The organism is Brevundimonas vesicularis, from assembly GCF_027105095.1.
Taxonomy (GTDB): Bacteria; Pseudomonadota; Alphaproteobacteria; order Caulobacterales; family Caulobacteraceae; genus Brevundimonas; species Brevundimonas vesicularis_E.
This window is the reverse complement of the sequence record NZ_CP114278.1, coordinates 1,859,393-1,883,341: the sequence shown is the minus strand read 5'-3', so window position 1 is coordinate 1,883,341 and position 23,949 is coordinate 1,859,393. Positions and strand designations below refer to the sequence as shown.

Below are 23,949 nucleotides of genomic sequence, written 5' to 3'. Positions count from 1 at the left end.
CCCGACGATGGCGCCCGTCCTTTCCAAAACTCCCGAAACCCTCGTGACCTCCGGCTGGTCCGACTATGCCCTGCTGGACAGCGGTGACGGCAAGAAGCTGGAGCGCTATGGTCGCTACACCGTCGTCCGGCCTGAGCCGCAGTGTTTTTGGTCGCCCCGCGATCCGGCCGCCTTCGAAGACGCCACAGCGACGTTCGATCCGCAGCAGGAAGAGGAAGACAGCGGTCGCTGGCGGTTCGACAAGCACGGCCCCATCGACGCCTTCCCTTTGAGATGGCGCGATGTGAAGTTCACCGGCAGGTTCACCCCCTTCCGCCACCTCGCCTTCTTCCCTGAACAGGCGGCCAACTGGGAATGGCTGGACGTACGGGTGCGAGACTTCTCACGTTCGAGCGGCCGTGCTCCGAAGATCCTGAACCTGTTCGGCTATACCGGCGTCGCCAGCCTGGCTGCAGCCGCCGCGGGCGCAGAGGTCACTCACGTCGACGCCTCCAAGAAGTCGGTCGCCTACGCGCGCGAGAACGCCGAACAATCGGGCCTGGCCCAGCATCCGATCAGGTGGATTGTCGAGGACGCGCGCAAGTATGTCGCGCGCGAAGTTCGTCGCGGCTCGAAGTATGAGGGCATAATCCTGGACCCGCCGAAATACGGGCGCGGCCCTACGGGTGAAGTCTGGCGCCTGTTTGAGGACATGCCTGGTCTGCTCAAGGACTGCGCCGCCCTTTTGTCCGACGATGCCGACTTCCTGCTGCTGAACGCCTATGCGGCCCGCGTGTCCGGCCTGTCCCTGGCGCATCTGATGGTCGAGGCGACCCAGGATCGCGGCGGCCGGATCGACTGGGGCGAACTGGCCCTGTCTGAAGACGGCCCGGACGCCCGCGCTATCGGCCTGTCCTTCTTCGCGCGGTGGAGCCGATGAGCGCCCGAGACGAATATCGCGTCATCACCTCCTTGACCAACGACACGGTCAAGGGCGTCCGCGCCCTGCATATGCGCAAGGAACGCGACCTGACCGGCACCTTCCTGGCCGAAGGTCTGAAATTCATCGGCGAGGCGCTGGACCAGGGTCGTGCGCCCCGGATGCTGCTGGTCGGCGAGGATGCCCGGCCTCATCCGTTGCTTGACCGCGCCAAGGCCGCCACGCTCAAAGCCGGCGGCGATATCATCGTCGTCACCCACGCCATCCTCCAAAAGATCAGCCGCCGCGACAATCCGCAGACGGTCTTGGGCGTGTTCGAACAGGCCTATGCGCCTCTCGACAGCCTCAATCCCGCCTCTGCGCCCTGCTGGGTCGCGCTGGAGCAGGTGCGCGATCCCGGTAATCTGGGCACCATCATCCGCACGGCGGACGCGGCCGGTTGCGGCGGAGTCATTCTGATCGGCGATTGCGTTGATCCCTATTCGGTCGAGGCCGTGCGCGCGACGATGGGCTCGGTCTTCGCCGTTTCGATCACCAAGACGACGCCCGAGGCTTTCCTGACCTGGCGCAAGACTTGGCCCGGCAGCGTTGTCGGCACACGACTGGACGCCAAGGTCAGCCATCGTTCAGCCGTCATTCAACAGCCGTCGCTTATCTTGATGGGCAATGAACAGGCTGGCCTGACCGACGACCTGGCCGCCGCCTGCGACGTCAACGTCAAGATTCCGATGCGCGGCCGCGCCGACAGCCTGAACCTGGCCATCGCCACCGGCATCATGGTCTATGCCGCGACGGACGAAGCTTAGCGCTTCTCCTCCGGCGCCACTCGGCCCATGCCCCACAGGGCGGCGATGGTGATCAGGGCCGAAATCGCCAGATAGCCGCCGACGGCTCCCGGCCCGAATCGCTCGGCCAGCTTTAGCGCGATATAGGGCGCAAGCGATGCGCCCAGGATGCCCGCCAGATTGAAGGCCATCGACGCACCGGTATAGCGAACTGCTGTGGGAAGGGGCCGCGCCATGGCGGCACCGATGGGGCCATAGGTGCAGCCCATCAGGGCGAACCCCAGCGCAAAGAAGATCAGCAGGCCGCTGAGGCCGCCCCCGAACAGCGGCGCGAACACAAAGCCGAACAGGCCGATCCCCACGGACGAGGCGATCAGCACCCTGACCTGCCCGTATCGATCCGCCAGCAAGGCTGTCACGGGGATGAAGGCAGCGAAGAACAGCACGCCGATCAGCTGGATGGGCAGGACATCGGCCCGGGCTAATCCCATCCCTGTCGTCGCCCACCCCAGGGCGAAGACGGTCATCAGATAAAACAGGGTGAAGGTCGTCACGCCGCTGAACGTCCCCAGAACCAGCGCCGCCTTGTGATGGGCGAACAGGGTCACGGCGGGCGCCTTCACGCGCTCGTCACGGTCCACCGCCTTCTGGAACTCGGGCGTCTCGGTGATCTTCAGCCGCACCCACAGGCCGACGAACACCAGCACGGCGCTGGCCAGGAACGGAATGCGCCAGCCCCAGCCCTCGAACGCGGTCTCGCTCATCGTCGACGTCAGGACGATGAAGGATGTGGTGGACAGGATGAAGCCGATGGGTGCGCCCAGTTGGGGGAACATGCCGAACCAGGCCTTCTTTCCGGGCGGCGCATTCTCGGTCGCCAGCAACACCGCCCCTCCCCACTCGCCGCCCAGGCCCAGCCCCTGACCGAACCGGCACAGGGCCAGCAGCAGGGGCGCAAGCAGGCCAACCTGCTGGTGCGTCGGCAACAGACCGATGGCCACCGTCGACAGGCCCATCGTCATCAGCGCCGCGACCAGCGTCGCCTTGCGTCCCACCCGGTCCCCGAAATGCCCAAAGGCCAGCGCGCCGATGGGCCGCGCGAAGAAAGCGATGGAAAAGGTGGCGAACGAGGACAGCAGCGCCGTCCCCGGATCCTCGCCCGGAAAGAACAGCGTTGGGAACACCAGAACGGCCGCCGTGGCGTAGATATAGAAGTCGAAGAACTCGATCGTCGTGCCGATAAGGCTGGCGAACAGCACGCGGCCGGTGGAGTTCTTCGGCAGGACGTCGGACATCTTCTTCTCCCGGTTGTCCCAGCGATGCCCGTTTCCCGCCCGCCGCGTCAAGGCGATCAAGTCCCGCGCGGCTTGGCCCGGTTCGTCGCCTGCGCCTCGGCCGGGTTTTCCGGCCACGGATGACGGGGATAACGGCCGCGCATCTCCGCGCGCACCACCGCCCACGAGCCCGACCAAAAGCGCGGCAAGTCCTTGGTGACTTGCACCGGCCGCCGCGCCGGCGACAACAGGGCGAGGGTCAACGGCACGCCGCCGACAGTCGGATGCTTCGTGACGCCGAACAGTTCCTGCACGCGAATATCCACGCGCGGCCCGCCCTCGGCGGCATAGTCGATGGCCGCCGAGCCTAGCGGCGTGATCAGACGCGGGGGCGCCAGCTCGTCCAGCCGCCGCTGTAGGTCCCAAGGGATCAGCCCGCGCAGGGCCTCGGCCAGACGGCCGTCAGCTATCCCCTCCAGCGACTTGGCCCCGTCCAGCAAAGGCCACAGCCAGTCCTCACGCGCGGCCAGCAGGGCGTTGTCCGACACATCAGGCCAAGCTGGGTCGCGCGCGTGTAGAAAGGCCAGTCGAGCGCGCAGTCCCAACGCCTGCTCGCCCCATTTCAGCGCGCCCAGCCCATCCGCCTCGATCTCGGCCCGAAGAGCGGCGGTCAAGGTCTTCGCATCCGGCGGGCCGACGACCTTTTCGTCCAGCACGATGGCCCCGATACGCCGCGAGCGCCGGATCACCGACCGCCCCGAGGGTTCGCGCACCAGCCGGTCCTCCGTCGAGATCAGGCGCGCCAGATCGCTGTCGATCCGGTCCGCCTCCAGCGCCGCCGCCAGTCGCACCCGGTCGCGCGTGTCGCCGCCGCCGAGTTCGGCGATCGCCAACCAAGGCTCACGCGCCAGATGGTCGGTCGCCTCCAGCACGGCCCCTCTCCCGCTGGCGAGAAGATATTCACCCGCCTTGCCCCGCGCCTTTGCGATCCGCTCGGGAAAGGCCTCGGCTAGCAGCAGTCCCGGATCGATCATCCGACCCGACCCACCGCCGGCCGCGCGCGCCCAGCGCTGCGCCAGCTTCATCGCGTCACGCGCTCTTTGCGACCGATCTCGTTCCAGCCCAACCAAGCGATCCGCCAGATCGACGCCCGATCCGCCCAGACCCGGCTCGCTCAGCACTGCGGCGATCCGCGCGCCCGTCATCGCATCGCCTGCGTCGGAGGCAACGGCGGCCATATGGGCCAGCCTCGGTGACAGCGGAATTCGCGTCAACCGCAGCCCGTGCTTCGACAGTCCCCCGTCCGCATCCAGCGCCCCCAGCCGCGTCAGCACCTTGCGCGCTTCGGCCATGGCCCCGGCCGGCGGCGGGTCCAGCAGCGCCAGCCCCTCGACCGACCGCGCGCCCCATCGCGCTAGATCCAGCGCGAGGCCCGTCAGGTCCGCCTCCTGAATCTCCGGTTGCTGATGCGGGACCAGCCCGCGCGTCTGTTCCTCATCCCACAGGCGGTAGCAGACGCCCGGCTCGGTGCGCCCGGCTCGGCCGCACCTCTGTTCGGCCGAGGATCGACTGACCTTGACCGTCGCCAGTCGGGTCAGGCCGCTGGACGGTTCGAACCGCGGCACGCGCGACAGGCCTCCGTCGATCACCACCCGCACGCCTTCGATGGTCAGGCTAGTTTCCGCGACCGATGTCGCCAGCACCAGCTTGCGCCGCCCCACAGCCGCTGGTTCGATAGCCCGGTCCTGTTCGGCCCGGTCCAGTCCGCCGTACAGGGGCACGACATCGACGTTCGGTAGCCGCAGCCGCTCGTTCACAAGCCGAGCGACCCGATGGATTTCACCCTGCCCTGGCAGGAAGACCAGCACCGACCCCGTCTCCTCGCCCAGCGCTGTCAGGCAGGCGCGCGCCACACCCTGTTCGAACCGTTCGGACGGATTGCGGCCCAGATACCGGGTCTCGACCGGCCAGACTCTTCCCTCGGCCTCGATCACCGGTGCGCCGTCGAGCAGGCGCGAGACCCCGACTACATCCAGCGTCGCGGACATGACCAGCAGCCGTAGGTCCTCACGCAGCAGCTCTTGCGTGTCGCGCGCGAGCGCCAGCCCGAGGTCGGCGTCCAAGCTGCGTTCATGAAACTCATCGAACAAGACCGCGCCCACGCCGTCCAGCCCCGGGTCGTCCAGAATCATGCGCGTGAAGACGCCCTCGGTGATCACCTCGATCCGCGTGTTCGGCCCGATACGGCTCTGCAGGCGGGTGCGATAGCCCACTGTCCCGCCCGGCTGTTCGCCCAGGGTCGCAGCCATCCGGTCGGCCGCCGCCCGTGCGGCCAGGCGTCGCGGCTCCAGCACCAGCACCTTGCCGTCCAGCCAGGGCTGATCCAGCAGGGCCAGCGGCACGACCGTCGTCTTGCCCGCCCCCGGCGGCGCCGCCAGCACGGCCGTATTGTCCGCGCTCAGCGCGGCTTTCAGCGGTTCCAGAACGGCGTGGATGGGCAGCATACGTCGCCTCTAGCCTGCCGATGGGCGATCACGAAAGCGTCGTCGCGCCTTAACCACCCCGTCATGCGCGTTGCGCGCCGCCTCATCCGTCGCTAGCGTCCGCCCCAAGCAGCCGAGAGGCTGCATCAAAACGTGGGGGTATTTTATGTGGCGCGTTAAGTCGCTCGACGCGATCCTTGCCACGGCCGAGAAGAAGTCGCTTCACCGGTCGCTTGGTCCTATTCAACTGACGCTTCTGGGGATCGGGGCCATCATCGGCACCGGAATCTTCGTCCTGACCGCTTCGGCCGCCCAAAAGGCCGGACCGGGCATGATGATCAGCTTCGTCATCGCCGGCGCCGTCTGCGCGGTCGCGGCGCTGTGCTACTCCGAACTGGCGTCGATGGCCCCGGTTTCGGGCTCGGCCTACACCTATACCTACGCCGTGATGGGCGAGCTGCTGGCCTGGACGGTCGGTTGGGCGCTGATCCTGGAGTACGCCGTGGCCGCCTCGGCCGTGTCGGTCGGTTGGTCGGGTTATGTGCTGGGGCTGATAGAACAGGGGCTCGGATTCGACTTCCCTGATCTCCTATCCGCCGGGCCGACCTGGTCGATGAACGGCTTCATCCCCACGCCTGACTTCTCGGCCGGGATCGTCAACATCCCCGCCATCGTCGTGGCCCTGCTGGTGACGGCTCTGCTGATGGTCGGCACTACGGAATCGGCCCGCGTCAATGCGATCCTGGTCGCGATCAAGGTCATCGCCCTGACGGTCTTCATCGTCATCACCCTGCCCGTCATCAAGTCGGCCAACCTGTCGCCGTTCGCCCCTAACGGCCTGTTCGGCCAATATTCGGGGATGGGCATCGTCGGCGCCGCGGCCTCGATCTTCTTCGCCTATGTCGGGTTCGACGCCGTTTCGACGGCGGCCGAGGAAACCAAGAATCCGCAGCGCAACGTGCCCATCGGCCTGATAGGCTCGCTGGCCATCTGCACGATCTTCTATCTGCTGGTCGCGCTCGGCGCCGCCGGCGCTATCGGCGCTCAGCCCGTTCTGGGCGCCGCCGGTGAAGCGGTACAGCCGGGCTCGCCCGCCTTCGTGGCCGCCTGCGCCCTGCCCGCCAACGCAGAAATGCTGGTCTGCTCCAACGAGGCCCTGGCCCACGTTCTGCGTGTCGTCGGTCACCCCCAGATCGGCAACGCCCTGGGCACCGCCGCCCTCTTGGCCCTGCCGTCGGTCATCCTGATGATGATCTTCGGTCAGACCCGCATCTTCTTCGTGATGGCGCGCGACGGTCTGTTGCCGGAGGGGCTGACCAAGATCCACCCTAAGTGGAAGACGCCCTATATCGTGACCGCCGCCACCGGCATCGCGGTCGCCATCGCCGGCGCCTTGTTCCCGGTGGGCCAACTCGCCGACATCTCGAACTCGGGCACCCTGTTCGCCTTCTTCATGGTGTCGATCGCGGTGCTGGTGCTGCGGGTCAAGGATCCGAACCGTCGCCGTCCGTTCCGTACGCCGCTGATCTGGGTGTTCGCGCCCCTGTCGGCGTTCGGCTGCGCCTTCCTGTTCTGGAACCTGCCGCACGACGCCAAGATGGTGCTGCCGATCTGGGGCGGCATTGGCCTGCTGATCTACTTCGCCTATGGCTATCGCAAGAGCCACTTGGGTCGCGGTCTGGTCGAGGTTCACGAAACCGACGGCGACGTTCCGCCGCCGCCCGTGCCGCCAATCAGCTAAGACCAAACCGGGCCTGTCGCACCAATCGCGGCAGGCCCATCTATCGGCCTCAAATAGCCCGCGAGGGCGATAGGCCAGGAATAAAGAAAGGCCCCGGATCGCTCCGGGGCCTTTTTTGTATTGGTGCGGATGAGAGGACTCGAACCTCCACGCCTCTCGGCGCTGGAACCTAAATCCAGTGCGTCTACCAGTTCCGCCACATCCGCATCGAGGTAGGACGGGCCTTCTAGGGGCGTTTCATCGTTGCGGCAAGAGCCAACGAACCGGAACAAACAGGGTCTGTGCGACACAATCCGGAGGGACCGCGTCACAAAATCCCCCACACTCCGTTCCGCAAGCGTTCACGGTGCGACTTGCTCATGTCTGACCGTTTCACCGCCAACAAGCTCGCGTGGCTGGAGCAGGTGCAGGACGATGGTGGGCTGAGCGCCACAGTTTTCGCGGTCGCGTTCGGCATCGCGCGCCACCTGAACCGCGAAACCGGCGATGCCTGGCCCAGCCAAGCCACCCTCGGCGAGATGGCCGGTGTGTCCGATCGTCAGATCAGAAAGCTGCTCAAGATCCTCCACACCCAAGGGCATCTCGATATCCAGACGGGAGGTTTCCATCGGCCCGATAGGTACCGACCGATCCTAAAAGACCGGAACTCCAGTTCCAGTCATGACCGGAACCACAGTTCCGCCCTTACCCCTCAAGACCAGAACTCCAGTTCCAGAGAGACCGGAACTCCAGTTCCGCCTAACCCTTTGAGAGAACTCTTTGAAAGAAGCGCTGCGCTTTCTCGTGACGAGGAGAGCGAAGCCGACCGCATTTTCGCGATGATGCCGAAGGGCTCGGCGAGCAGATCAAACAAGTCCAAGATCCGCGAAGCCGTGGCCAGCATCGTGAGCGAGGGAACCCCTGCTCTGTCGCTCCGGATCGCCGTCGGTGCTTTCGTGGCGGCCTCCCCTGACGCCAAGGACCAAGACGGGCGGTTCATGGGGGCGGCCCATACTTGGCTCACCGAGAAGCGAGGCTGGGAAGCCTACCTGCCATCGGCCGACGATCTGTTCTTGAGAAGCCGGCCCCCTGCTGAGGTGCAATGGTTCCATCGCGTCAGGTCCTGGCAGCACAGCCCCGGCTACTGGCGCATGAAGCAGGACGACTTCGGTCCTGAGCCCGATTCGCCGAATACCCGCGTACCCCAGGCCGTGCTGGCCTATTGCCTCGAGAACACACCACCACAGCCACGGCCAGCCAATGACACACACCGGCTCAACCAGAAGCGGATCCGATGGCAATGAAAGAGAATGCGCCGCCGGAACACGCCAGCCCGATCAGCTATTCGGTGCGGCTCCCTGCCCTTTCGCGAAGCAGTCGGGCTTCGTCGAGGTCAGTCAAACCTGAAAGCCTCAAAAAGGGCCGCCATACGATTATCTTCTGGGATTTCCGATCTGGGATGGAATGGACGTTCTCCCAACCGACCGAACACGATCTCGGCAGCTTGGCCCGCAACTTCTCTTGCCTGCCGAATGTCGCTTTCGCTCATCGTTCTTTTCGCCATCGCCAGGGTGAGGCTCAAAATCATCATTGTCTGATAGCCGGCCTGCTTGGCAGACCACTCCGTCATGTCAGGTGAGTAAGCGACCAACGCGTCCGACACGTGCTCGCTCATTGTCTTTCCCAGCCGCTTGGCTTGATTTTCCGCCCGACGGTAAACGTCATATTCGATGTAGGCTTGTATGCGCGGGCGTCGCGTAACCACTGATTTTCTCCAGTAGGGGTGGATCGTCGGCAACCCACTTAGATGACTGATTAGACGCGGTAAATAGACATAGCGATGTTGTGGGTCACTTATGACCCATTTTGCGCCCGGTTTTTCATGTTAAAATACCGTGACTTATACCCAACGCAGGTGTGCGTAATGTGTGCATCATCCATCACAGGATGATTTTCCTATCGGCCCCTTTGGGGCGGAATCGTTTTGCCAACGATTTGATTTGTGTGAACGCTAGGCTTCACTCGCCTTTAGGCGCTCATGAACGATGGAAGATTTTCAAGCGTGGCCATGGGTGGAACAAATGTCGCGAGTGCGGGGACGGCAGACCCATCTGGTGCCGTGCAAGTCGTGCGCTTACTCAGACTGGTCCCATGCACGGTCGCGACTCCACATTCGCCGACCTGCGTGTCAGGGTTCGGTTGGGAGGACTACCTGATGGCGACACGCAAGACCCTCATCAGATCACGGGCAGGCGTTCGCCTTCAACGCATCGAGCATCTGGCCCGGCAGCAGGTGGTCCAGTCATCTTGGCGACTTCCGAACTGCGGCAGAACCAACCACGCTCATTTGCCGATGAGACGGAAGTTGAGGACGCCTTTGACATGGAGGTCATCTCTTCGCTGACCGATCCCATCATCATGGACATGCAGCGTCGCGGACTGATCGACTGAAATGGCGGCCAAGCTGAAGGTCTTCACCTGGTCCGACGGCTTCCATGCCTTCACCGTCGCCACCACCTCGCGAGCCAAGGCGTTGGAGGCCTGGGGCTCAAAGCAGGATCTGTTCGCAACCGGCCTGGCCAGCCAGCTTTCCGGCGGACCGGATTTCGAGGCCGCGCTGGCCTCTCCTGGCGAGGTCGTCGAACGCGGCCTCGCGATCGATGTCGGCAAGATTGGCAAGGCTAAACCCGCGAGACCTCAGGGACCGTCCAAGGCGAGGGCCGCCAAAATCGAAAAGCTTCAGGCGGCGCTGGCCGATCTGGACGAACGTCATCGGGCGGTAATGGCTGATTTCGAAGAACAACAGGCCGCGCTAAGCCAGGCGCGTCAGGAGGCGGATGCGACCTATGAGGCGGATCGTAAATCCCTCGCTGCCGATCTGAAAAAGGCTAGGGCCTGATGTGCAATCTGTATCGCCAGCGCTCTGGCCCCCAAGCCATAATGGATGCGGCGAACGCGATGCGGTCGACCGTCGGTAACCTCGCGCCGGGCGATATCTATCCCGACTATCCGGCGCCGATCGTGCGCTGGGCGGGCGCAGAGTGCATCCTTGCATCCGCGCGCTGGGGCATGCCGTCGTCCAAGAAGATGATCTTTGACAATGCGACGAAGCGCGCCGACAAGCTGCGCGCCAAAGGCGGTGCGGTCGACTTCCAGAAAATCCTGGAGTTCGAACCCGACAGCGGCACGACCAACGTCCGCAACACCAACTCGAGCCATTGGCGCCCACATCTGTCGCCGGCGTCGCGCTGCCTGATCCCCTTCACGGCCTTCAGCGAACCGGGCCGGGACGCGGCCGGAAAATACCGACCCGTCTGGTTCAAGCTCGCGGTAGACGAACCCGAGCCGCTCGCCTTCTTCGCCGGCATTCACGTTCAGGCCCACACAAGCGTGCGCAAGATCAAGACCGGCATGGAGACGATCGACGTTTTCGCCTTCCTGACGACCGACCCTAACGCCGAGGTCGGCGCGGTTCACCCCAAGGCCATGCCAGTGATCCTGACGCAGCCCAACGAGATCGAAGCCTGGATGACGGCGCCGTGGGAAACGGCCAAGGCGCTTCAGCGCCCGCTGCCCGACGGCGCTCTGTCAGTTATCGACGCCTGAACCGCGTAAAGCCTCCGATCGTTGTTTAAAGACGATCCGGTCCCGTCTTGGCGGTCGACACAAGGCCTGCGGTCAACGGATCAGGCGAAAGGCCCCAACGTGCGAGCGCCGCGTCGAACACGGTTGGATCGGCCGCCACGGCGGCGAACAGGGTCATCGATGAGCGGAACTTGAGATCATCGGGCGATCCGAACAGCTGATGCACCGACGCCGCCGGCGCCGTGGTCGCAGTCCGGGTGGCGCGGGCAAGCCGCTCCCCTAGAACCGAATGAGCCAGGTAGGCCTCGGCCTCCTTGAGCGACCCAATGCCATAGAAGGCGGCTGTCGAAGACTGTCCCAGCGACCGGGCCTGGGGGAAGACAAACCACATCCAGTGGCTTGTCTTGCGACCCGCCGCGAGCTCGGCCATCGCCGTTTCGATCACGGGGTCTTGAGCTAGGACGAAACGGTCGAGTGCTGTGGTCATTCGGCCGTCTCGCCCAGACTGGCGAACCAGTCTGCATAGGTAGTGTTTCGCGCCATGTGTCGATTGAGATCCGGCGAGCCGTCGGTCCACCACACAGGGCCCCGCTCACCCAACCCCACCTTGGCCTTGTCGACGCTGCGCCGCGCTGCGGCCAAAGCGTCCGTATCCTCAGCCGCCAAGGCCGTCCGCACCGCCCGGCGCGCCGACATCAGATCATGCACCAGTTCGTCCCTCGCCTCCGCCGACAGAGCAGGATTGGAGCACCGCCACAGCCGGCCTCGAACCACGAAATAGCGGCCGTCGGGGGTGGTGGGGTATCGGAGGGGCTGCGTCATCGTGGGGCTAACGCGCCGCGCCCGGGATGGCGCCGCCCACAGGGCGATCCACAACGCCGTTGCGATCCGCCTTGACTCTCACACGCTCGAATAAGAACAAATAAGGAACGTTCAGCTCGCATCCGGTTTCAGGAGAACATGTCCGCCGCCTCCCCATCCTTCCAGGCGCTCCGCGCGGAGATCGCCCGTATCGAGGCGGGTCGACGTCCGCCTGGCGGCGTGCTGCCGTTTGGACTGGCCGCGCTCGATCGCCGGCTGCCCGCCGGCGGCTTGGCGCTCGGCGCGCTGCATGAGGTGACTGGCGGCGGCGACGGGGCCATCGACGGGGCCGTTGCCGCCTTGTTTGCGGCCGGTGTGGCAGCGCGCACCCAGGGGCCGGTGCTCTGGTGTGTGACCCGCCCGGACCTGTTCGCGCCGGCGCTGGAGCAGGCGGGGCTGTCTTCGAACCGAGTCATCTATGTGGAGGCCGAGGACGAGGCCGGATTGCTGGCCGCCTTCGAGGACGGCCTGCGTCACGGCGGCTTCGGCGCGGTCGTCGGCGAAGTCGCCCGCCTGTCCATGATGGCGTCGAGGCGCCTGCAGCTCGTCGCCGAGGACACGGGCTCGCTCGGACTGGCAGTCCGACGATGGCGTCGTCAGGCCGAGGCGGCGGACTTCGGCCAACCGACTGCCGCCGCCACCCGCTGGCGGGTCACCGCCCTGCCCTCCGCCCCCCTGCCCGTGCCCGGCGTCGGCCGCCCGCGCTGGTTCGTCGAACTGATCCGCTGCCGCGCCGGAGCCTGCGCGGATTTCGAACTGGAAGCCTGCGATGAGACGGGTCGTCTCGCTCTACCTCCCCACCTGGCCGACCGATCGGCTGCGACGCTGGCTTGGACCCGACGCGCCGTCGCCTGAGACGCCCTTGGTCCTGGTCGGGCGCCAAGGCCGCAAACGCGTGGTGTTGGCCGCCGACCCCGCCGCCCGCGCCCATCGCCTGCATCCCGGCATGGCCGCGACCCAAGCCCGGGCCCTGGTCGCCGATCTTGTCGTCCATCCCTTCGATCCGGCAGGCGACGCGGCCGCCCTGGACCAACTCGCCCTCTGGGCGCTGCGCCGCTATGCGCCGATCGTGGCCGCCGACCCGCCGGACGGCCTGGTGCTCGACGTCACCGGGGCCGGTCACCGCTATGGCGGCGATGAGGGCCTGCTCGAGGATCTGATCGCCCAGACCGCCGCTGTCGGCCTGGGCGCCCTCGCCGCCCTCGCCGACACGTGGGGCGCCGCCCATGCCTTGGCCCGCAACCTCGCCGAACCAACCATTGTCGTCGCGCGCGGGGGGCCTGCCATCCGTCGCCTGCCCTTGCGCGCCTTGCGCCTGCCCGCCGACATGGTCGATGGCTTGGGACGTCTGGGGATCGACGCCATAGGCGAACTGGAGGCCAAGCCCCGCGCGCCTCTGGCCCTGCGCTTCGGGCCGGAACTGATCCGCCGACTGGATCAAGCCTACGGTCGCGCCCAGGAGCCGATCACCCCGATCGACGCTCCGGAACTGATCCAGGTCCGGCGGGTCTTCGCCGAGCCGATCGGCGCGCCCGAGACCCTGGCACGCTACACGCTGAAACTGGTCGAAGCCCTGAGCGAGGCGCTCGAGGCTCAGGGGCTTGGCGCGTCGCGGCTCGACCTGCGGTTTGAACGGATCGACAACCGGACCGAGGCCATCCGCGTCGGACTGGCGCGCCCCGTCCGTGATGTCGCGCGGCTCACCCGTCTGCTCTGCGACAAGATTGAAACCATCGATCCTGGCCGCGGCGTGGAGGCCATGGTCCTGGCGGCGCCGGTCGTCCTGCCGCTGGACTGGTCGCCGAGTTCCGGTGATCTGTGCGGCCCGGCGACGCCCGACATCGGCGATCTTGTTGATCTGCTCGCCAATCGTCTCGGCCCGCAAAACCTGTACCGGATGGCCCCCGCGCAGAGCGACGTGCCCGAACGCTCAATCCGCAAACTGCCGCCGACCGCGCCGCCGGTGCCGGAAACCTGGACGCGTCGCTGGCCGCGCCCCTCACGGCTGCTCGCTAAGCCCGAAGCCATAGAGGCCGTCGCGCTCCTGCCCGACCAGCCGCCGGTCGCCTTCAGTTGGAGCGGCGTCCGCCATCGTGTCAGGCGCGCTGACGGTCCTGAGCGGATCTTCGGCGAATGGTGGCGACGCGACGGCGAACGCGATGCGGTGCGCGACTATTTCCAGCTTGAAGACGAGGCTGGGCACCGCTTCTGGGTCTTTCGACGCGGCGATGGCGAACAGCCTCAGACCGGCGATCTCAGCTGGTGGCTGCACGGGCTCTTCGGCTGACGCCTTTCGACCGGGGTCAATCTCGAGCGGTCCGCGCTGTCTAGAAATTGCTGACCGATCGTCCATTGCTGCCGCTTGTTGATCGGACAACTAACACGTTTGCATGGCTCTCCTCAGCAATACCGGTTTGACCAGGCCACGTCTGACAAGCACGGGCAAGGCGAGGGATAGGCGGTAGCCGGTCGATGCGACCTAATGCTCGTCAGGATCGCCGTCGCGAAACCGCCACTTCATGATCAGGACGCAGGCCGCCATGACCAGGGCAAAACTGTTCGACACAGTCACCGGCCAGGCTCGGGTCATGACGCCATAGACAACCCAGAGGATGAAACAGGTGACGGTGAGCGAATAGGTCCTGAGGCTGACCGAAGACGCGTCGCGCTCTTTCCAGATCTTGAGGGCTTGGGGCGCAAAGCTCGTGATCGAGCAGACCGCCGCCGCTGTACCCACGATATTGGCTGTCAAGTCGCTCATGGATGGGCAACGACGCCCCCTGGCTCACCGTTCCTTTGTGCGAAAACGCACCTCTACAGTGGTAAAGCGGCGCAGGCATAGGACGTTTCCAATCCTGATTTCTGCCCCGTCCGGCGTCGGCCTGTCTTCCCGGCGACGACACTTCGGGGGCCCGCAAAAAGAAGGGTTGGCGTGCTGAACCGTTGCTCGCTCTTGGGGTTGACCCTTGGCAGGGAGCGCTCGCCATCATGACCATCGTCGATCCATTGGGCGTCGCCCCGATGCCTTCATTCACCAATGCGGCCGCGCTCGCCGGCATCGCGCTCTTCGATCCGGACGGGCACAACCCGGGCAATCTGCACGATCAGGCGTCCAGAGAGATGCTAGTCGCTCGCCTGGCGCGCCTTCTGCGCCTCCCGGTCGTTGATGTCGTCGAAGATGCGGAGGACGTCGGACCCGACGTCTTGCTGGTGCCTCGCGACACCCTGATCGGTGAAGACATGACCTCACGCACAGTCTTCACCTCAGGCAATTTACTAGGCGGCCGCGTCCCCCACCGCTTCATCGCAACCAAGGCGATCACCCACGGCCTGATTGATCGATCCGCGACCTGCCCGCCCGGCTGGTCCAACACCATGGCCGACCGCCTGGGCGATGCGGCTCTGGAAGGCTACACCGCCTTCTCCGTCGCCGACGCGATCGAAGCCGGTCGACGCCTCCTCGAGACGGGACCTGTCCGCGTCAAGGACGTCCTGGCCAAGGCAGGGCTGGGACAGACAGTCGTCGAGACGCCTGAAGCGCTCGCCGCCGTCATCGCCGAGCAGGATGAGGCGCAAATCGCCGCCTTCGGCGTCGTCCTTGAGGAAAACCTGCTCGGCGTGGAAACCTACAGCGTCGGAACCCTGTCGGTCGGCGGACTGCGCATCAGCTACGTTGGCGATCAACGGGAAACGACGGACCACAGGGGACGCGAGGTATACGGCGGTTCACGACTGAGGTGCGTCAGGGGCGATCTCGATCGACTGACCCACCTCGGACTGACCCCAGAGGCGGTGGAAGCGGTGCGTTGCGCTGCCGTGTTCGACGACGCCGCCCATCGCGCCTATCCGGATCTGGTCCTGACCCGCCGGAACTACGATGTCCTCGCCGGCAAAGATGCACGCGGGCGAAGGCGTGTAGGCGTGCTGGAGCAGTCCTGGCGGGTCGGCGGCGCGACGGGCGCCGAGATCGCCGCGCTTGAAGCCTTCGCGGCCTCGCCGGCGCTGACTTCGGTCGAAACCGCCACGGTCGAAGTGTACGGCCTCGCCGATGTCGGACCGGAGGACGTCGTCTATTTCCGGGGTGAGGACCCCAAGGTCGGGCCGATGACGAAATATGTGACGAGGACAGCGTGATTGAACCTGACGACGTCGAGGAAGGGCGGGTGCGACTGTCTGTCGACGGACAGAAGCTGACCGGCACGCTTCTGACGCCGGAAGCCCCCGTGCCGGGCTTTCTGTTTGTCCACGGCTGGGGCGGCGATCAGGAAGAGGATCTGGGCCTGGCCGAGGATCTCGCTCGACTGGGCTGCATCTGTTTCACCTTCGACCTTCGAGGCCATGCCGAAAGCGATGCGAGCCGAGACGAGGTCACCCGGCAGAATGGCCTGGACGACGTCACCGCGGCCTATGACTATTTGGCGTCCCAGCCGCTGATCGATCCCGGCGCGATCGGCGTGATCGGCACAAGCTACGGAGGCTATTTGTCGGCTCTGCTGACGAGCATCCGTGACGTGCGCTGGTTGGCGCTGCGCGTGCCGGCGCTTTATCCAGACGCGCACTGGGACGTCCCCAAGGCCAAGCTCGATAAGGACGCGGTGCGCACCTATCGACAACAACTGCGAACGCCGCAGGAAGACAAGGCGCTCTCGGCCTGCGCCGCGTTCGAGGGCGACGTCCTCATCGTGCAGTCGGGCAAGGACGATCGCATTCCGCCAGAAGTAATCGCCTCCTATCAGGCCGCCTTCAAGGAGGCGAACTCCTTCAGCCACAGGATCATCGCCGAGGCGACCCATGCGATGCGCGATCCCGCTCATCAGCGACTTTACGCCACTCTGTTGATCAACTGGGTGGAGGAAATGGTGCGGGCGAGCCGCCGGTCTTATCGGTGAGCCTGTCGCCAGCGCTCAGCGCCCAGCGCAGACGCACGTACCGAGGCCTGACTAGCCGCTACGCCACTTTCGTCTCTGGAACGCCGCGCGTCGCGCCTCGTTAATGGCGTAGGTAAACGGAGATCCAGCATGACCGACCTCTCGAACATCAAAGAACATATGGAAGTGATCGGCGCCGACGGCGTCCATCTCGGCACCGTCGATAAGGTCGAAGGTGATCGCATCAAGCTCACCAAAGCCGACAGCGGATCGCACAGCGATCACCATCATTACCTTTCAGGCGGCCTTGTCGCCGAGGTCGAGGGCAATCAGGTGCGCCTTTCCGCAAACGCCGACAACGCCGCTCTGCTCGAGGAAGAAGAGGCCGGCGAGGCGATCGCCGACCTTAAATAGAGTCGATGATTCAGGATAACGATGCCGTCGCCGCACAGCTTCTGGCCATCCGCGAGCAGCTGACGACCGAAGTGTGGTCAACCGCCGTGGCCGCCGCGACGTCCGGCGACCCCGAGCGCATCCGTGATCTGGTGAAGCTGAAGGTCGATATAGAAGCCATCGACTTCGCCCTCGGACACCGGCCGGCGGGAAGAGCTGAGGGAGAAGAGAGATGATCGACCTGAACATCGCCAGCGCCGACGCTTTGGACGGGATTGAGATGTTGCGCGGCCACGGCTTCGAAATCGTTCGTTATCGTGAGGAAAGGGGTCGTTTCACCAGCCTTCGCCAGCTCGATGAGGTACCGGGTTTGAGCGGCAAGACTGACGGCGTTGAAGCGCACGTTTCGGTCAAATCCACGAGTTCAGCGACCTAGCCAGCTACGCAATAACGGTCCAATGCGTGGTCGTCGCCTGATCAAGATCCCTTCCTCACTAGAGAAGACGGACACTCAACTGCGTCGGCTCGTTGAGTTTCATACGTACGGCGAGCCTGCGCTTTGAAAGACGGCAATCCTAAAAGGGATTTGCAGGATCTTTTCGTGCGGCGGCGATTTCAGCCGGCGTAGGGTCGCGGCGGATGGTCAATCCATCCGACGACCAGTCGACAAGCCCGAGATCCGCCATCGCCCGCAGCCAACCGTCCATCGGCCAGATCGACCAGGCGGCGTGGAAGCGCTTGGCGTTGGCGATCAGCGCGCGAAAATGCTGCAGGGGCGGATCATAGCCGTCATGATGTTGGTGGAAGACGGGCGCGCGGCCGGCGAAGAGCAGCGGCAGGCCCTCTCGCGCGATGCGAAACCCCAGGTCCGTGTCTTCGGCGCCGTAGCCGACATAGGTCTCGTCGAACCCGCCGATCCGATGGAAGGTCGAGCGACGGAGCGCGAAAGCCAAAGACCAGAACAGGCCGGGATTGCGCTCGAGGCTTTCGCCTTTCTGCGGAAAGGGGCGCACGGGATGGGGGCGCCCGGCCGCTCTCAGATCAGTTTCCGACAGGGGGCCCGGCCGGACGGCTCCGGCGGGGAGATAGAGCACTTCTGGACAGACGACGGCGTCATTGTCGGCGAGCAGAGCCTTCATCCGCCCGCAAACTGCCGACGACACGATGCAGTCCACATCCAGAAAAAGCAGGCTATCACCTGACGCCAAGGCGGCCGCCAGATTTCGGGCGGCGGCCAGAGGCAGGGCGTCGCCCGCCAGACGTTCGACGCGGACCGGAAAATCCACCGACGGCAGCGTCACCGGCGCATCGCTCATGTCGATGACGATCAGTTCGTCTGGCGGCGAGGCGCTGATCGTCAATCCCTCAACCAATCGGTCCAGATGGGCTTGCCGGTTACGAACCAGCGTGAGCGCGGACAGGGTGGTCATCGACGGCTCCACAAATCCAGCCGATAGTTCGGATGCCGCTCGGCGAGATCCACTTTCATGACAGCCGACAATCCAAGCCAGAGGCGTTCCACGGCGTCGTCGGCGGTCTGGGGATAGTCGGTCTCGCCGGTCCAGTGCACCAGAAGCACGCGTCCGCCCTCGACCAGGCCATCGGCGATGCGTTGTGTCGCAAAGTCCAGATCGGCCTGGCTCCAATAATAGGCCACCTCGGACAGGACGACGAGATCCAGCCCATCAACAGCCGGACATTCCCGGGGGAAGTCCGCAGCCTCGAACCGGACGTTCGACCGCCCCGACAGACGCTGGCGCGCTCGCCCCAGGGCGGTCGGGCTAACGTCGATCGCCAACAGATGATCGCAGACGGCACTCAGCCGCTCGGTCAGGACGCCGCCCGCACAACCGACCTCGAGCGCAAAAGCCGCTCGCCGCACCGACAGGGCGGCGATGGTGCGATCGAACTTGGCCGCCTCATAGGGGCTGGAGGCCAGACCCCACGGATCGGCGTCCCCGGCGAAGATGCCTTCGAAATAGGCGGCGGGAAGCGAGCGTTCAGCCATAGGCGTCGCGCCGATAAAGGGTGTCTGAGGCGGCGCGCAGCCCCCTCTCCTTCTCAAGCCGGAACCCTTGGCCGAACATCGGCGTCAACTGACTTTGATGGCTCGATAAGGCGTACGCTCTGAGGCCGGCCCTTAGAGGTCGCGTCGTGATCCGCAGTTTCGACCCGGGCGGAGCCGCCCCCCACACGACATAATCGAACACGGCGACCGGCCGGCAGGCTATACGGGCCGCGCGGCGCGCCAGCTGGGCCGCTGCCTGATGATCGCAATGGGGATCGTCTGGTCCAGTGACGGCGATCGCATCGACGCGCCGATCACGGCACAGGGCGGCGAGACGACGCGCGGTCGCCTGGAATATCGTGCTGCCAGGAGAAGCGGGCTGAGCATCAGGCCAATCCAGAAACACGGGCGCTATAGCCGCATCCCCCGCCAACCGTCGAACGGCGCGCCCCGCCTCCAGGCGTCGGGTCCGGATAAGCCTCGCACGGGAGGTCGCGTCCGGATGGTCGTGCGAACCCGCGCCGTCGGTGAGGATCACGACTCCCGCCAACCGGCCGGCCTTGGCCGCCTGGTGGATCAAGGCTCCGGCGCCTAGTGTCTCGTCGTCGGCATGCGGGGCAATGACCAGCCACCGCGCGGATCGCCAGGGGGAACGCTCCAGCGCCAGGGTCGCCAGCCTGCCGGTTTTCTCGCTCACCATAGGGCGTCGCCCTCGCCCCAGAGATCGCGATCCAGCCAGGTCTTGGCCGCCTGGTCCTTTGCATAGTCGGGTCCGGCCTGTCGAAGGTAGAGGCTGAGATCACGGGTGATCTTGTCGATGCGCTCGCCGTCGAAGGCGCTGCGCGTCCCGACCGACCGCGCCGCCAACTCCATGACATCCAGGGCGCTCCGTTCGACGACGCCGCGCGTGGCGCGCGCGAAATCCTCGGCGTCAGGCGCTTCGGACGCCGCGCGGATCGCGGCTTCGCGGACCCAGAGCCAGGCCGTCCGCATCGCAACGACCGCATCGGCGAAGCGCGCGCGCTGGATGGGATCGGCGCGGGCGGCGTCGGACAGCGCGTCGCGCATCGCCATGACCAGGCCTTCGACGCCGCCCTGCTGCACCGCCGTGAACCGCCACGCCCCGGCCGTGAAACGCGGTTCGCGATCATAGTCTCCGGGACGTCCGAGCCGCTGATCGATATTGACCGTCAACCCGGTCACCTCATAGCGCCCGCTGGTTGTCGCGCGCATGCCGCGGACGCGCCAGCCGCTCAGATCGGCCCTCTCGGGCGCGTTCGCCGGCACGACGATCAACTCGCGTTCGCCCTGTTCCGGCTGGGCGGTGATGATCGCATATTCCAGACCGCCTGCGCCGGTCGCGAACATCTTGGTGCCCTGCAGCCGGTCGCCGACCAGACGAACGCCGGGCGGCGGTTCCGTCGCCCAGACGCCGAACCAGCCGCCCTGCGCAAGGACCTTGCCGAGCCAAGCCTTCTGGGCCGGATCCGCATACCAGTCGAACAGCGCCAGGGCGTTGACGTGCCCTTCGAACAGTCGGCCGACGCTGAGATCCGACCGTCCCACACTGCGTAGGGCGTCCATCAAGGCCAAGGCCTTATGGATTGGATCGTCATAGGCCGTTCCGCCGCTTTGGACCGGAGCGAACCGCCGACCCCAACCCTCCGAGGCGAGCAGCGTCAGACTGTCGGCGGGATATCGCGGCGCAGCGTCGTAACGCGCACCTAGCGCCGCCAATCTAACCTCAAGTTCGAGAGGCGATGACGCGGTAGGCCGTGTTTCCATAACTGTCATCGGCGTGCCTCAAGCTCTGATGCGAGATCGACAAGCCAGGGTCCGGCGGCGCCAAGTCCCTGTCCGCTGATCTGCTGCCGATCAGCGGGCGACAGTGAGAGTGCTGACCTAAGGATGCTCGGCCATTCCTGCGCGTGCGGCCACTCCGCCAGGACGATCGAAGCGCCTAGCGCCGCCAACCGTTCGGCCTTTGCCATCTGCTCATTATAGGCGCGAGGCTCGGGAAGACAGACAAAGGGTTTGTCGGCCGAAATCACCGCGTTCAGCAGGCCGTCTCCCGCGCCTCCGACGATGATCTCCGCCTTTTCGATCTCGTCGCCGATAGCGTCGATCCAGCCTGCCAGCTTCAGGTTCGGCGGCATGATCGGCGGCGGCTCGATCGGCCCGACCCCGGTCCACACTTGATCGGGCGTAGCTTCTGCAGCCGCCACCAGCTTGGCGCCATCCAACGGATCGCCACCCCGCCCATGAACGACCAGGATGCCTGATCCACGCTTCGGGCCTGAATTGCGCCGGGGGGCGAAGTAGTGCGTCTTGTCGCGCACCTCTCTGGCCCCCATTCCATCCAGCCGCTCATGGAAGGGCGCAAGCAAGACTTCTGCGCCGCGGAAAGCGTCCAGATGCGCCGGGTCCGATCGATCCCCCGCGAGACGGACATAGACCACAGGCGTCGCACACAGCCGGGCCAGCATCGCCATCTCGACCGACACATCGATCACCATCAAGGCCGGCTTGGCGTCGCTGATCCACTGGGCGAACCGGGCGGTTCGCGCCCGGACGCCCGCATGGTGATAGGGGGCGTAATGCAGCGCCTCGGGCCGGACAGGCGCCTCGTCACGGCCGGAGAAGAGGTCTCCCTCGTGGGGCCTGTCATCCTCCAGATCCACGCAGGCGATGTCTTCGGTTCGCCCTTTCAGTCCCGTTCCAAGCAGGACAAATCGCTCGGGCGCAGCGGCGGCGATTTCCAGTGCGCGCTGGCGGTGGCCGTCGCCCTGGTGATGGACATAGTATCCGATCGGAGCCCTCACGCTGCGGCTCTCGCAATGCCGTCGGCCCAACGTCGTAAATCCATGTCGAGCGGCATGGCGGGCAGCTGGGTTTCCAATGCCGACAGCCGCCTGGCGCTCGCCGCGTCGTGACGCTGATCCCGGCGCCACATCGCCCGCTGCCGCCAGTGCGAAAAGTCCGGCGCCATGATCGGACCGCCGTTCCGCGCCTGATCGAACAAGCGGGTCATATCCTCCGCCATCCCCCCGGCGGCGCGGCCCGTGGTGCGTGCCGAGACTCGCGTCCACACCGCCAAGGGATGCACAAGCCTGGCCCCCTGCGCTTGAGCGGCGATCACAAGCGCCCGATCCTCGCCCGTCGGCTGTTCCGGCACGCCGCCGGCTGAAACATAGGCCACCGCCGTGATGGCAAGGCTGGCTCCGGTGTGATCGCCATGGCGAGGCGCCGGATCATGCGGCGACGGGTCGATCTCGTCCTCGATCGCGCGAACTTCGCGCCAGTAGGCGTCCCACATCTGGCGCAGAGCCGCGACATCCGTGGAGATCGCTTCCGCCTCATCCAGCTCCAGCCGTCCGCCCACCAGATCCGCTCCTGCTGCGATGGCTGCAAGATTGGCGGACAGCCAGTTCGGCGGCGGTCGCGTGTCGGCATCCGTCGAGATCAGAACGCCATTGGATCGATCTCCGAGACGCTCGAGACCGGCGGACATGACCGCGCGCCGCGCTGCGCCGGCATGCGCGCGATGCTCTGGGAAGGTCTGCAGATCGATGACGATGTCCAGTCGATCCTTCCACCGATCGGCCGCTGCCTGCGCTTGAGGAAGCGAACCGTCCGTGGAGTTATTGATGCAGAGCGCAACCGAAATCCTGCCCGGAAGATCCTGCGCGGCCAGGGCGGCCAGCAGCACGGGAAGACGCCGTTCCTCATTCCGCGCGGGCACACAAACGCAGAAGGCAGGTTCGCCTTTCATGCGATCAACCGATCTTCCAGCGCGTCATTGGCCTGCATCTGGCCCGCCGCAGCTGCCTGGATCATCTCGCCATAGAGCCGTTCATAGGCGGCGATCATCCGGCGCACATCGCAGGCCGCCTCGGCGCGCGCGCGGCAGGCCGACCGAGACAGGCCGACCGCACGGGCGATTGCGCACGCCAGGTCCTGCACATCGTCCGGTCGCGCTAGGGCGCCGCAGTCGGGGGTTAGAATCTCGGGAATGGCGCCACGCGCGAAAGCGGCGACGGGCGTCCCGCACGCCAGCGCTTCGGCCACCACCAGTCCATAGGGTTCGTCCCAGCACGGCGTGCAGACGAAGGCGGCCGCGTGCCCGATCTCCTTCGACAGCGCTTCGTGATCGAGGTGACCGAGATAGGTGGTCTTATGCGTCAACCTCGGAGCGATCTCGGCATCGAAATAGGCTTGATCTAGCATCGGACCCGCGAAACGCAGCGGAATACCCGCCAATGCCGCCGCGTCCAGCGCCAGATGCAGACCCTTCTCGGGCACAATCCGCCCATACCAGATCAAATGCCCAGGTTCGTCGTGACGTGCCTGCCATGGAAAGCGGTCCAGATCGATCCCGTTCAGAATGACCTGATCGATCGGCCGCACTGGGCTCCATTGTTCACGCATCGCCTCCGACACGCCGACGAACCGCGCGAACGGCGCGCTCGCTTCGCGGATACCGCTCTCCAGCCAGCAAAATGGCGGCGTGTGGAGGGTGGTGACCATCGGCATCGGCAAGGTCTCCGCCATCGAGACCGGCAGATAGTGCAGGCTGTTGTTGTGGATGACGTCGAATGAACTGCGTCGAAGCCGGCTCATCAACGACAGATAAGCATGATGCTCTCGGAAGAAGGCGACGTCGCCGGCCTCTGCAGTCCCGACCTTGGCGATTTCCGTCTGCTCGCAGATCGCCTCCAGACCGAGCGCGGGGTCGGACAGGGTCGCTGCAAACAGCGTGACGTCATGACCGTTCAGCCGCAGTTGGCGACAGAGCAGATGGGTATGCATCTCCAGCCCGCCGGCGAAGGGTTCTGCGATCGGATATTTGAGATGTGCGATGACGCCGATGTGCATCCATACCGCCGTGATCGACAACCCGACCCCCCTCGGATCGGTCCATGGCGTAAAGCCTGAAGGTCAAAGCTATGCCGCGGCTATTCGTTCCTGTGTGCGATAATGGTCTCAAGCAGATGGGAGGCGTTCGGCTTTTGAAGCCAGCAGAACCAAGAGCATTTGGTCGAGATGATCCGAT

Annotated in this window: 27 protein-coding genes and 1 tRNA gene; 14 read left to right on the top strand and 14 right to left on the bottom strand. The window is 65.5% G+C overall.

The genetic code is table 11. The features are described 5' to 3' along the window. The first annotated feature begins 7 nt into the window (after nt 1-7). Both O2K97_RS09350 and O2K97_RS09345 read left to right on the top strand, forming a co-directional pair. Entirely contained in the window at nt 8-919 is a 912-nt protein-coding gene (locus O2K97_RS09350; protein WP_269219052.1) for a class I SAM-dependent methyltransferase, read from the top strand. After that, on the top strand, nt 916-1,725 hold the full coding sequence (locus O2K97_RS09345) for a TrmH family RNA methyltransferase (protein ID WP_269219051.1): 810 nt from the start codon (nt 916-918) through the stop codon (nt 1,723-1,725). The genes O2K97_RS09350 and O2K97_RS09345 overlap by 4 nt, the downstream gene beginning before the upstream one ends. On the opposite strand, the gene O2K97_RS09340 is transcribed toward O2K97_RS09345, so the two are convergent. Together O2K97_RS09340 and hrpB are read right to left on the bottom strand one after the other, a co-directional pair. Then, nucleotides 1,722-2,999, bottom strand: a complete 1,278-nt coding sequence (locus O2K97_RS09340; RefSeq protein ID WP_269219050.1) for an MFS transporter — start codon at nt 2,997-2,999, stop codon at nt 1,722-1,724. The two genes, O2K97_RS09345 and O2K97_RS09340, sit on opposite strands and share 4 nt — an antisense overlap. Nucleotides 3,000-3,055: 56 nt before the next feature. Then, on the bottom strand, nt 3,056-5,482 hold the full coding sequence (gene hrpB / locus O2K97_RS09335; RefSeq protein ID WP_269219049.1) for an ATP-dependent helicase HrpB: 2,427 nt from the start codon (nt 5,480-5,482) through the stop codon (nt 3,056-3,058). A 145-nt stretch (nt 5,483-5,627) separates the two neighbouring features. Here hrpB and O2K97_RS09330 point away from each other — a divergent pair, with 145 nt between their 5' ends. After that, nucleotides 5,628-7,202, top strand: a complete 1,575-nt coding sequence (locus O2K97_RS09330) for an amino acid permease (RefSeq protein ID WP_269219048.1) — start codon at nt 5,628-5,630, stop codon at nt 7,200-7,202. Between the two features lie 121 nt (nt 7,203-7,323). Here the strand turns inward: O2K97_RS09330 and O2K97_RS09325 are convergent. Then, a tRNA-Leu gene (locus tag O2K97_RS09325) sits at nt 7,324-7,408 on the bottom strand. A 153-nt stretch (nt 7,409-7,561) separates the two neighbouring features. Between O2K97_RS09325 and O2K97_RS09320 the strand changes: the two genes are divergently transcribed. Next, a complete protein-coding gene (locus O2K97_RS09320) occupies nt 7,562-8,485 on the top strand; it encodes a helix-turn-helix domain-containing protein (RefSeq protein ID WP_269219047.1) in 924 nt (307 codons plus the stop codon). An 89-nt stretch (nt 8,486-8,574) separates the two neighbouring features. Here O2K97_RS09320 and O2K97_RS09315 read toward each other — a convergent pair whose 3' ends face one another. Beyond that, nucleotides 8,575-8,856 carry a hypothetical protein gene (locus O2K97_RS09315; protein WP_055753652.1) on the bottom strand — a complete coding sequence of 94 codons (282 nt, stop codon included), beginning with the start codon at nt 8,854-8,856 and terminating at the stop codon, nt 8,575-8,577. Between the two features lie 632 nt (nt 8,857-9,488). Between O2K97_RS09315 and O2K97_RS09310 the strand changes: the two genes are divergently transcribed. From O2K97_RS09310 to O2K97_RS09300, 3 genes are read left to right on the top strand one after another with little or no spacing between them, the layout of a single operon-like run. Beyond that, complete coding sequence (locus tag O2K97_RS09310; protein ID WP_269219046.1) at nt 9,489-9,632, top strand: hypothetical protein; 144 nt, start codon at nt 9,489-9,491, stop codon at nt 9,630-9,632. A 1-nt stretch (nt 9,633) separates the two neighbouring features. Then, a complete protein-coding gene (locus O2K97_RS09305; RefSeq protein ID WP_269219045.1) occupies nt 9,634-10,080 on the top strand; it encodes a hypothetical protein in 447 nt (148 codons plus the stop codon). Nucleotides 10,081-10,139: 59 nt separating this feature from the next. After that, nucleotides 10,140-10,787, top strand: a complete 648-nt coding sequence (locus O2K97_RS09300; protein ID WP_269219044.1) for an SOS response-associated peptidase family protein — start codon at nt 10,140-10,142, stop codon at nt 10,785-10,787. 25 nt (nt 10,788-10,812) lie between these two features. On the opposite strand, the gene O2K97_RS09295 is transcribed toward O2K97_RS09300, so the two are convergent. Together O2K97_RS09295 and O2K97_RS09290 are read right to left on the bottom strand one after the other, a co-directional pair. Then, nucleotides 10,813-11,253 (bottom strand): DUF1810 domain-containing protein, encoded by a 441-nt coding sequence (locus O2K97_RS09295; protein ID WP_269219043.1) that lies wholly within the window; start codon nt 11,251-11,253, stop codon nt 10,813-10,815. After that, nucleotides 11,250-11,588: a hypothetical protein gene (locus O2K97_RS09290; RefSeq protein ID WP_039247186.1), complete on the bottom strand. Its 339-nt coding sequence runs from the start codon at nt 11,586-11,588 to the stop codon at nt 11,250-11,252. Before O2K97_RS09290 ends, O2K97_RS09295 begins: the two co-directional genes overlap by 4 nt. A gap of 138 nt (nt 11,589-11,726) precedes the next feature. Between O2K97_RS09290 and O2K97_RS09285 the strand changes: the two genes are divergently transcribed. Further along, nucleotides 11,727-12,482: an ImuA family protein gene (locus O2K97_RS09285; protein ID WP_269219042.1), complete on the top strand. Its 756-nt coding sequence runs from the start codon at nt 11,727-11,729 to the stop codon at nt 12,480-12,482. Continuing rightward, the gene (locus O2K97_RS09280) at nt 12,397-13,914 is read left to right on the top strand and encodes a Y-family DNA polymerase (protein ID WP_269219041.1); all 1,518 of its coding nucleotides are present in this window, start codon (nt 12,397-12,399) and stop codon (nt 13,912-13,914) included. The genes O2K97_RS09285 and O2K97_RS09280 overlap by 86 nt, the downstream gene beginning before the upstream one ends. Before the next feature lie 192 nt (nt 13,915-14,106). Here O2K97_RS09280 and O2K97_RS09275 read toward each other — a convergent pair whose 3' ends face one another. Continuing rightward, a complete protein-coding gene (locus O2K97_RS09275) occupies nt 14,107-14,388 on the bottom strand; it encodes a SemiSWEET family sugar transporter (RefSeq protein WP_269219040.1) in 282 nt (93 codons plus the stop codon). A 227-nt stretch (nt 14,389-14,615) separates the two neighbouring features. On the opposite strand from O2K97_RS09275, the gene O2K97_RS09270 reads away from it, so the two are divergent. From O2K97_RS09270 to O2K97_RS09250, 5 genes are all read left to right on the top strand, one after another. After that, nucleotides 14,616-15,761, top strand: coding sequence for a DUF3182 family protein (locus O2K97_RS09270; protein WP_269219039.1), 1,146 nt, complete (start codon nt 14,616-14,618; stop codon nt 15,759-15,761). Next, the gene (locus tag O2K97_RS09265) at nt 15,758-16,516 is read left to right on the top strand and encodes an alpha/beta hydrolase family protein (RefSeq protein ID WP_269219038.1); all 759 of its coding nucleotides are present in this window, start codon (nt 15,758-15,760) and stop codon (nt 16,514-16,516) included. Before O2K97_RS09270 ends, O2K97_RS09265 begins: the two co-directional genes overlap by 4 nt. 129 nt (nt 16,517-16,645) lie before the next feature. Further along, complete coding sequence (locus O2K97_RS09260) at nt 16,646-16,909, top strand: DUF2171 domain-containing protein (protein WP_091752197.1); 264 nt, start codon at nt 16,646-16,648, stop codon at nt 16,907-16,909. Nucleotides 16,910-16,914: 5 nt separating this feature from the next. After that, nucleotides 16,915-17,124, top strand: a complete 210-nt coding sequence (locus tag O2K97_RS09255) for a hypothetical protein (protein WP_269219037.1) — start codon at nt 16,915-16,917, stop codon at nt 17,122-17,124. Beyond that, entirely contained in the window at nt 17,121-17,324 is a 204-nt protein-coding gene (locus tag O2K97_RS09250) for a helix-hairpin-helix domain-containing protein (RefSeq protein WP_269219036.1), read from the top strand. The genes O2K97_RS09255 and O2K97_RS09250 overlap by 4 nt, the downstream gene beginning before the upstream one ends. 139 nt (nt 17,325-17,463) lie before the next feature. Here O2K97_RS09250 and O2K97_RS09245 read toward each other — a convergent pair whose 3' ends face one another. From O2K97_RS09245 to O2K97_RS09215, 7 genes are read right to left on the bottom strand one after another with little or no spacing between them, the layout of a single operon-like run. Next, nucleotides 17,464-18,318 (bottom strand): glycosyltransferase family 2 protein, encoded by an 855-nt coding sequence (locus O2K97_RS09245; protein WP_269219035.1) that lies wholly within the window; start codon nt 18,316-18,318, stop codon nt 17,464-17,466. After that, complete coding sequence (locus O2K97_RS09240) at nt 18,315-18,896, bottom strand: class I SAM-dependent DNA methyltransferase (RefSeq protein WP_269219034.1); 582 nt, start codon at nt 18,894-18,896, stop codon at nt 18,315-18,317. The genes O2K97_RS09245 and O2K97_RS09240 overlap by 4 nt, the downstream gene beginning before the upstream one ends. Continuing rightward, nucleotides 18,889-19,596: a PIG-L deacetylase family protein gene (locus O2K97_RS09235; protein ID WP_269219033.1), complete on the bottom strand. Its 708-nt coding sequence runs from the start codon at nt 19,594-19,596 to the stop codon at nt 18,889-18,891. Before O2K97_RS09235 ends, O2K97_RS09240 begins: the two co-directional genes overlap by 8 nt. After that, complete coding sequence (locus tag O2K97_RS09230) at nt 19,590-20,633, bottom strand: acyl-CoA dehydrogenase family protein (RefSeq protein ID WP_269219032.1); 1,044 nt, start codon at nt 20,631-20,633, stop codon at nt 19,590-19,592. The genes O2K97_RS09235 and O2K97_RS09230 overlap by 7 nt, the downstream gene beginning before the upstream one ends. A gap of 53 nt (nt 20,634-20,686) precedes the next feature. Further along, nucleotides 20,687-21,718, bottom strand: coding sequence for a glycosyltransferase (locus O2K97_RS09225; protein WP_269219031.1), 1,032 nt, complete (start codon nt 21,716-21,718; stop codon nt 20,687-20,689). Beyond that, the gene (locus O2K97_RS09220) at nt 21,715-22,605 is read right to left on the bottom strand and encodes a glycosyltransferase family 2 protein (protein ID WP_419466060.1); all 891 of its coding nucleotides are present in this window, start codon (nt 22,603-22,605) and stop codon (nt 21,715-21,717) included. The genes O2K97_RS09225 and O2K97_RS09220 overlap by 4 nt, the downstream gene beginning before the upstream one ends. Nucleotides 22,606-22,664: 59 nt before the next feature. Further along, nucleotides 22,665-23,792 carry a glycosyltransferase gene (locus O2K97_RS09215; RefSeq protein ID WP_269219029.1) on the bottom strand — a complete coding sequence of 376 codons (1,128 nt, stop codon included), beginning with the start codon at nt 23,790-23,792 and terminating at the stop codon, nt 22,665-22,667. Nucleotides 23,793-23,949: the final 157 nt, after the last annotated feature.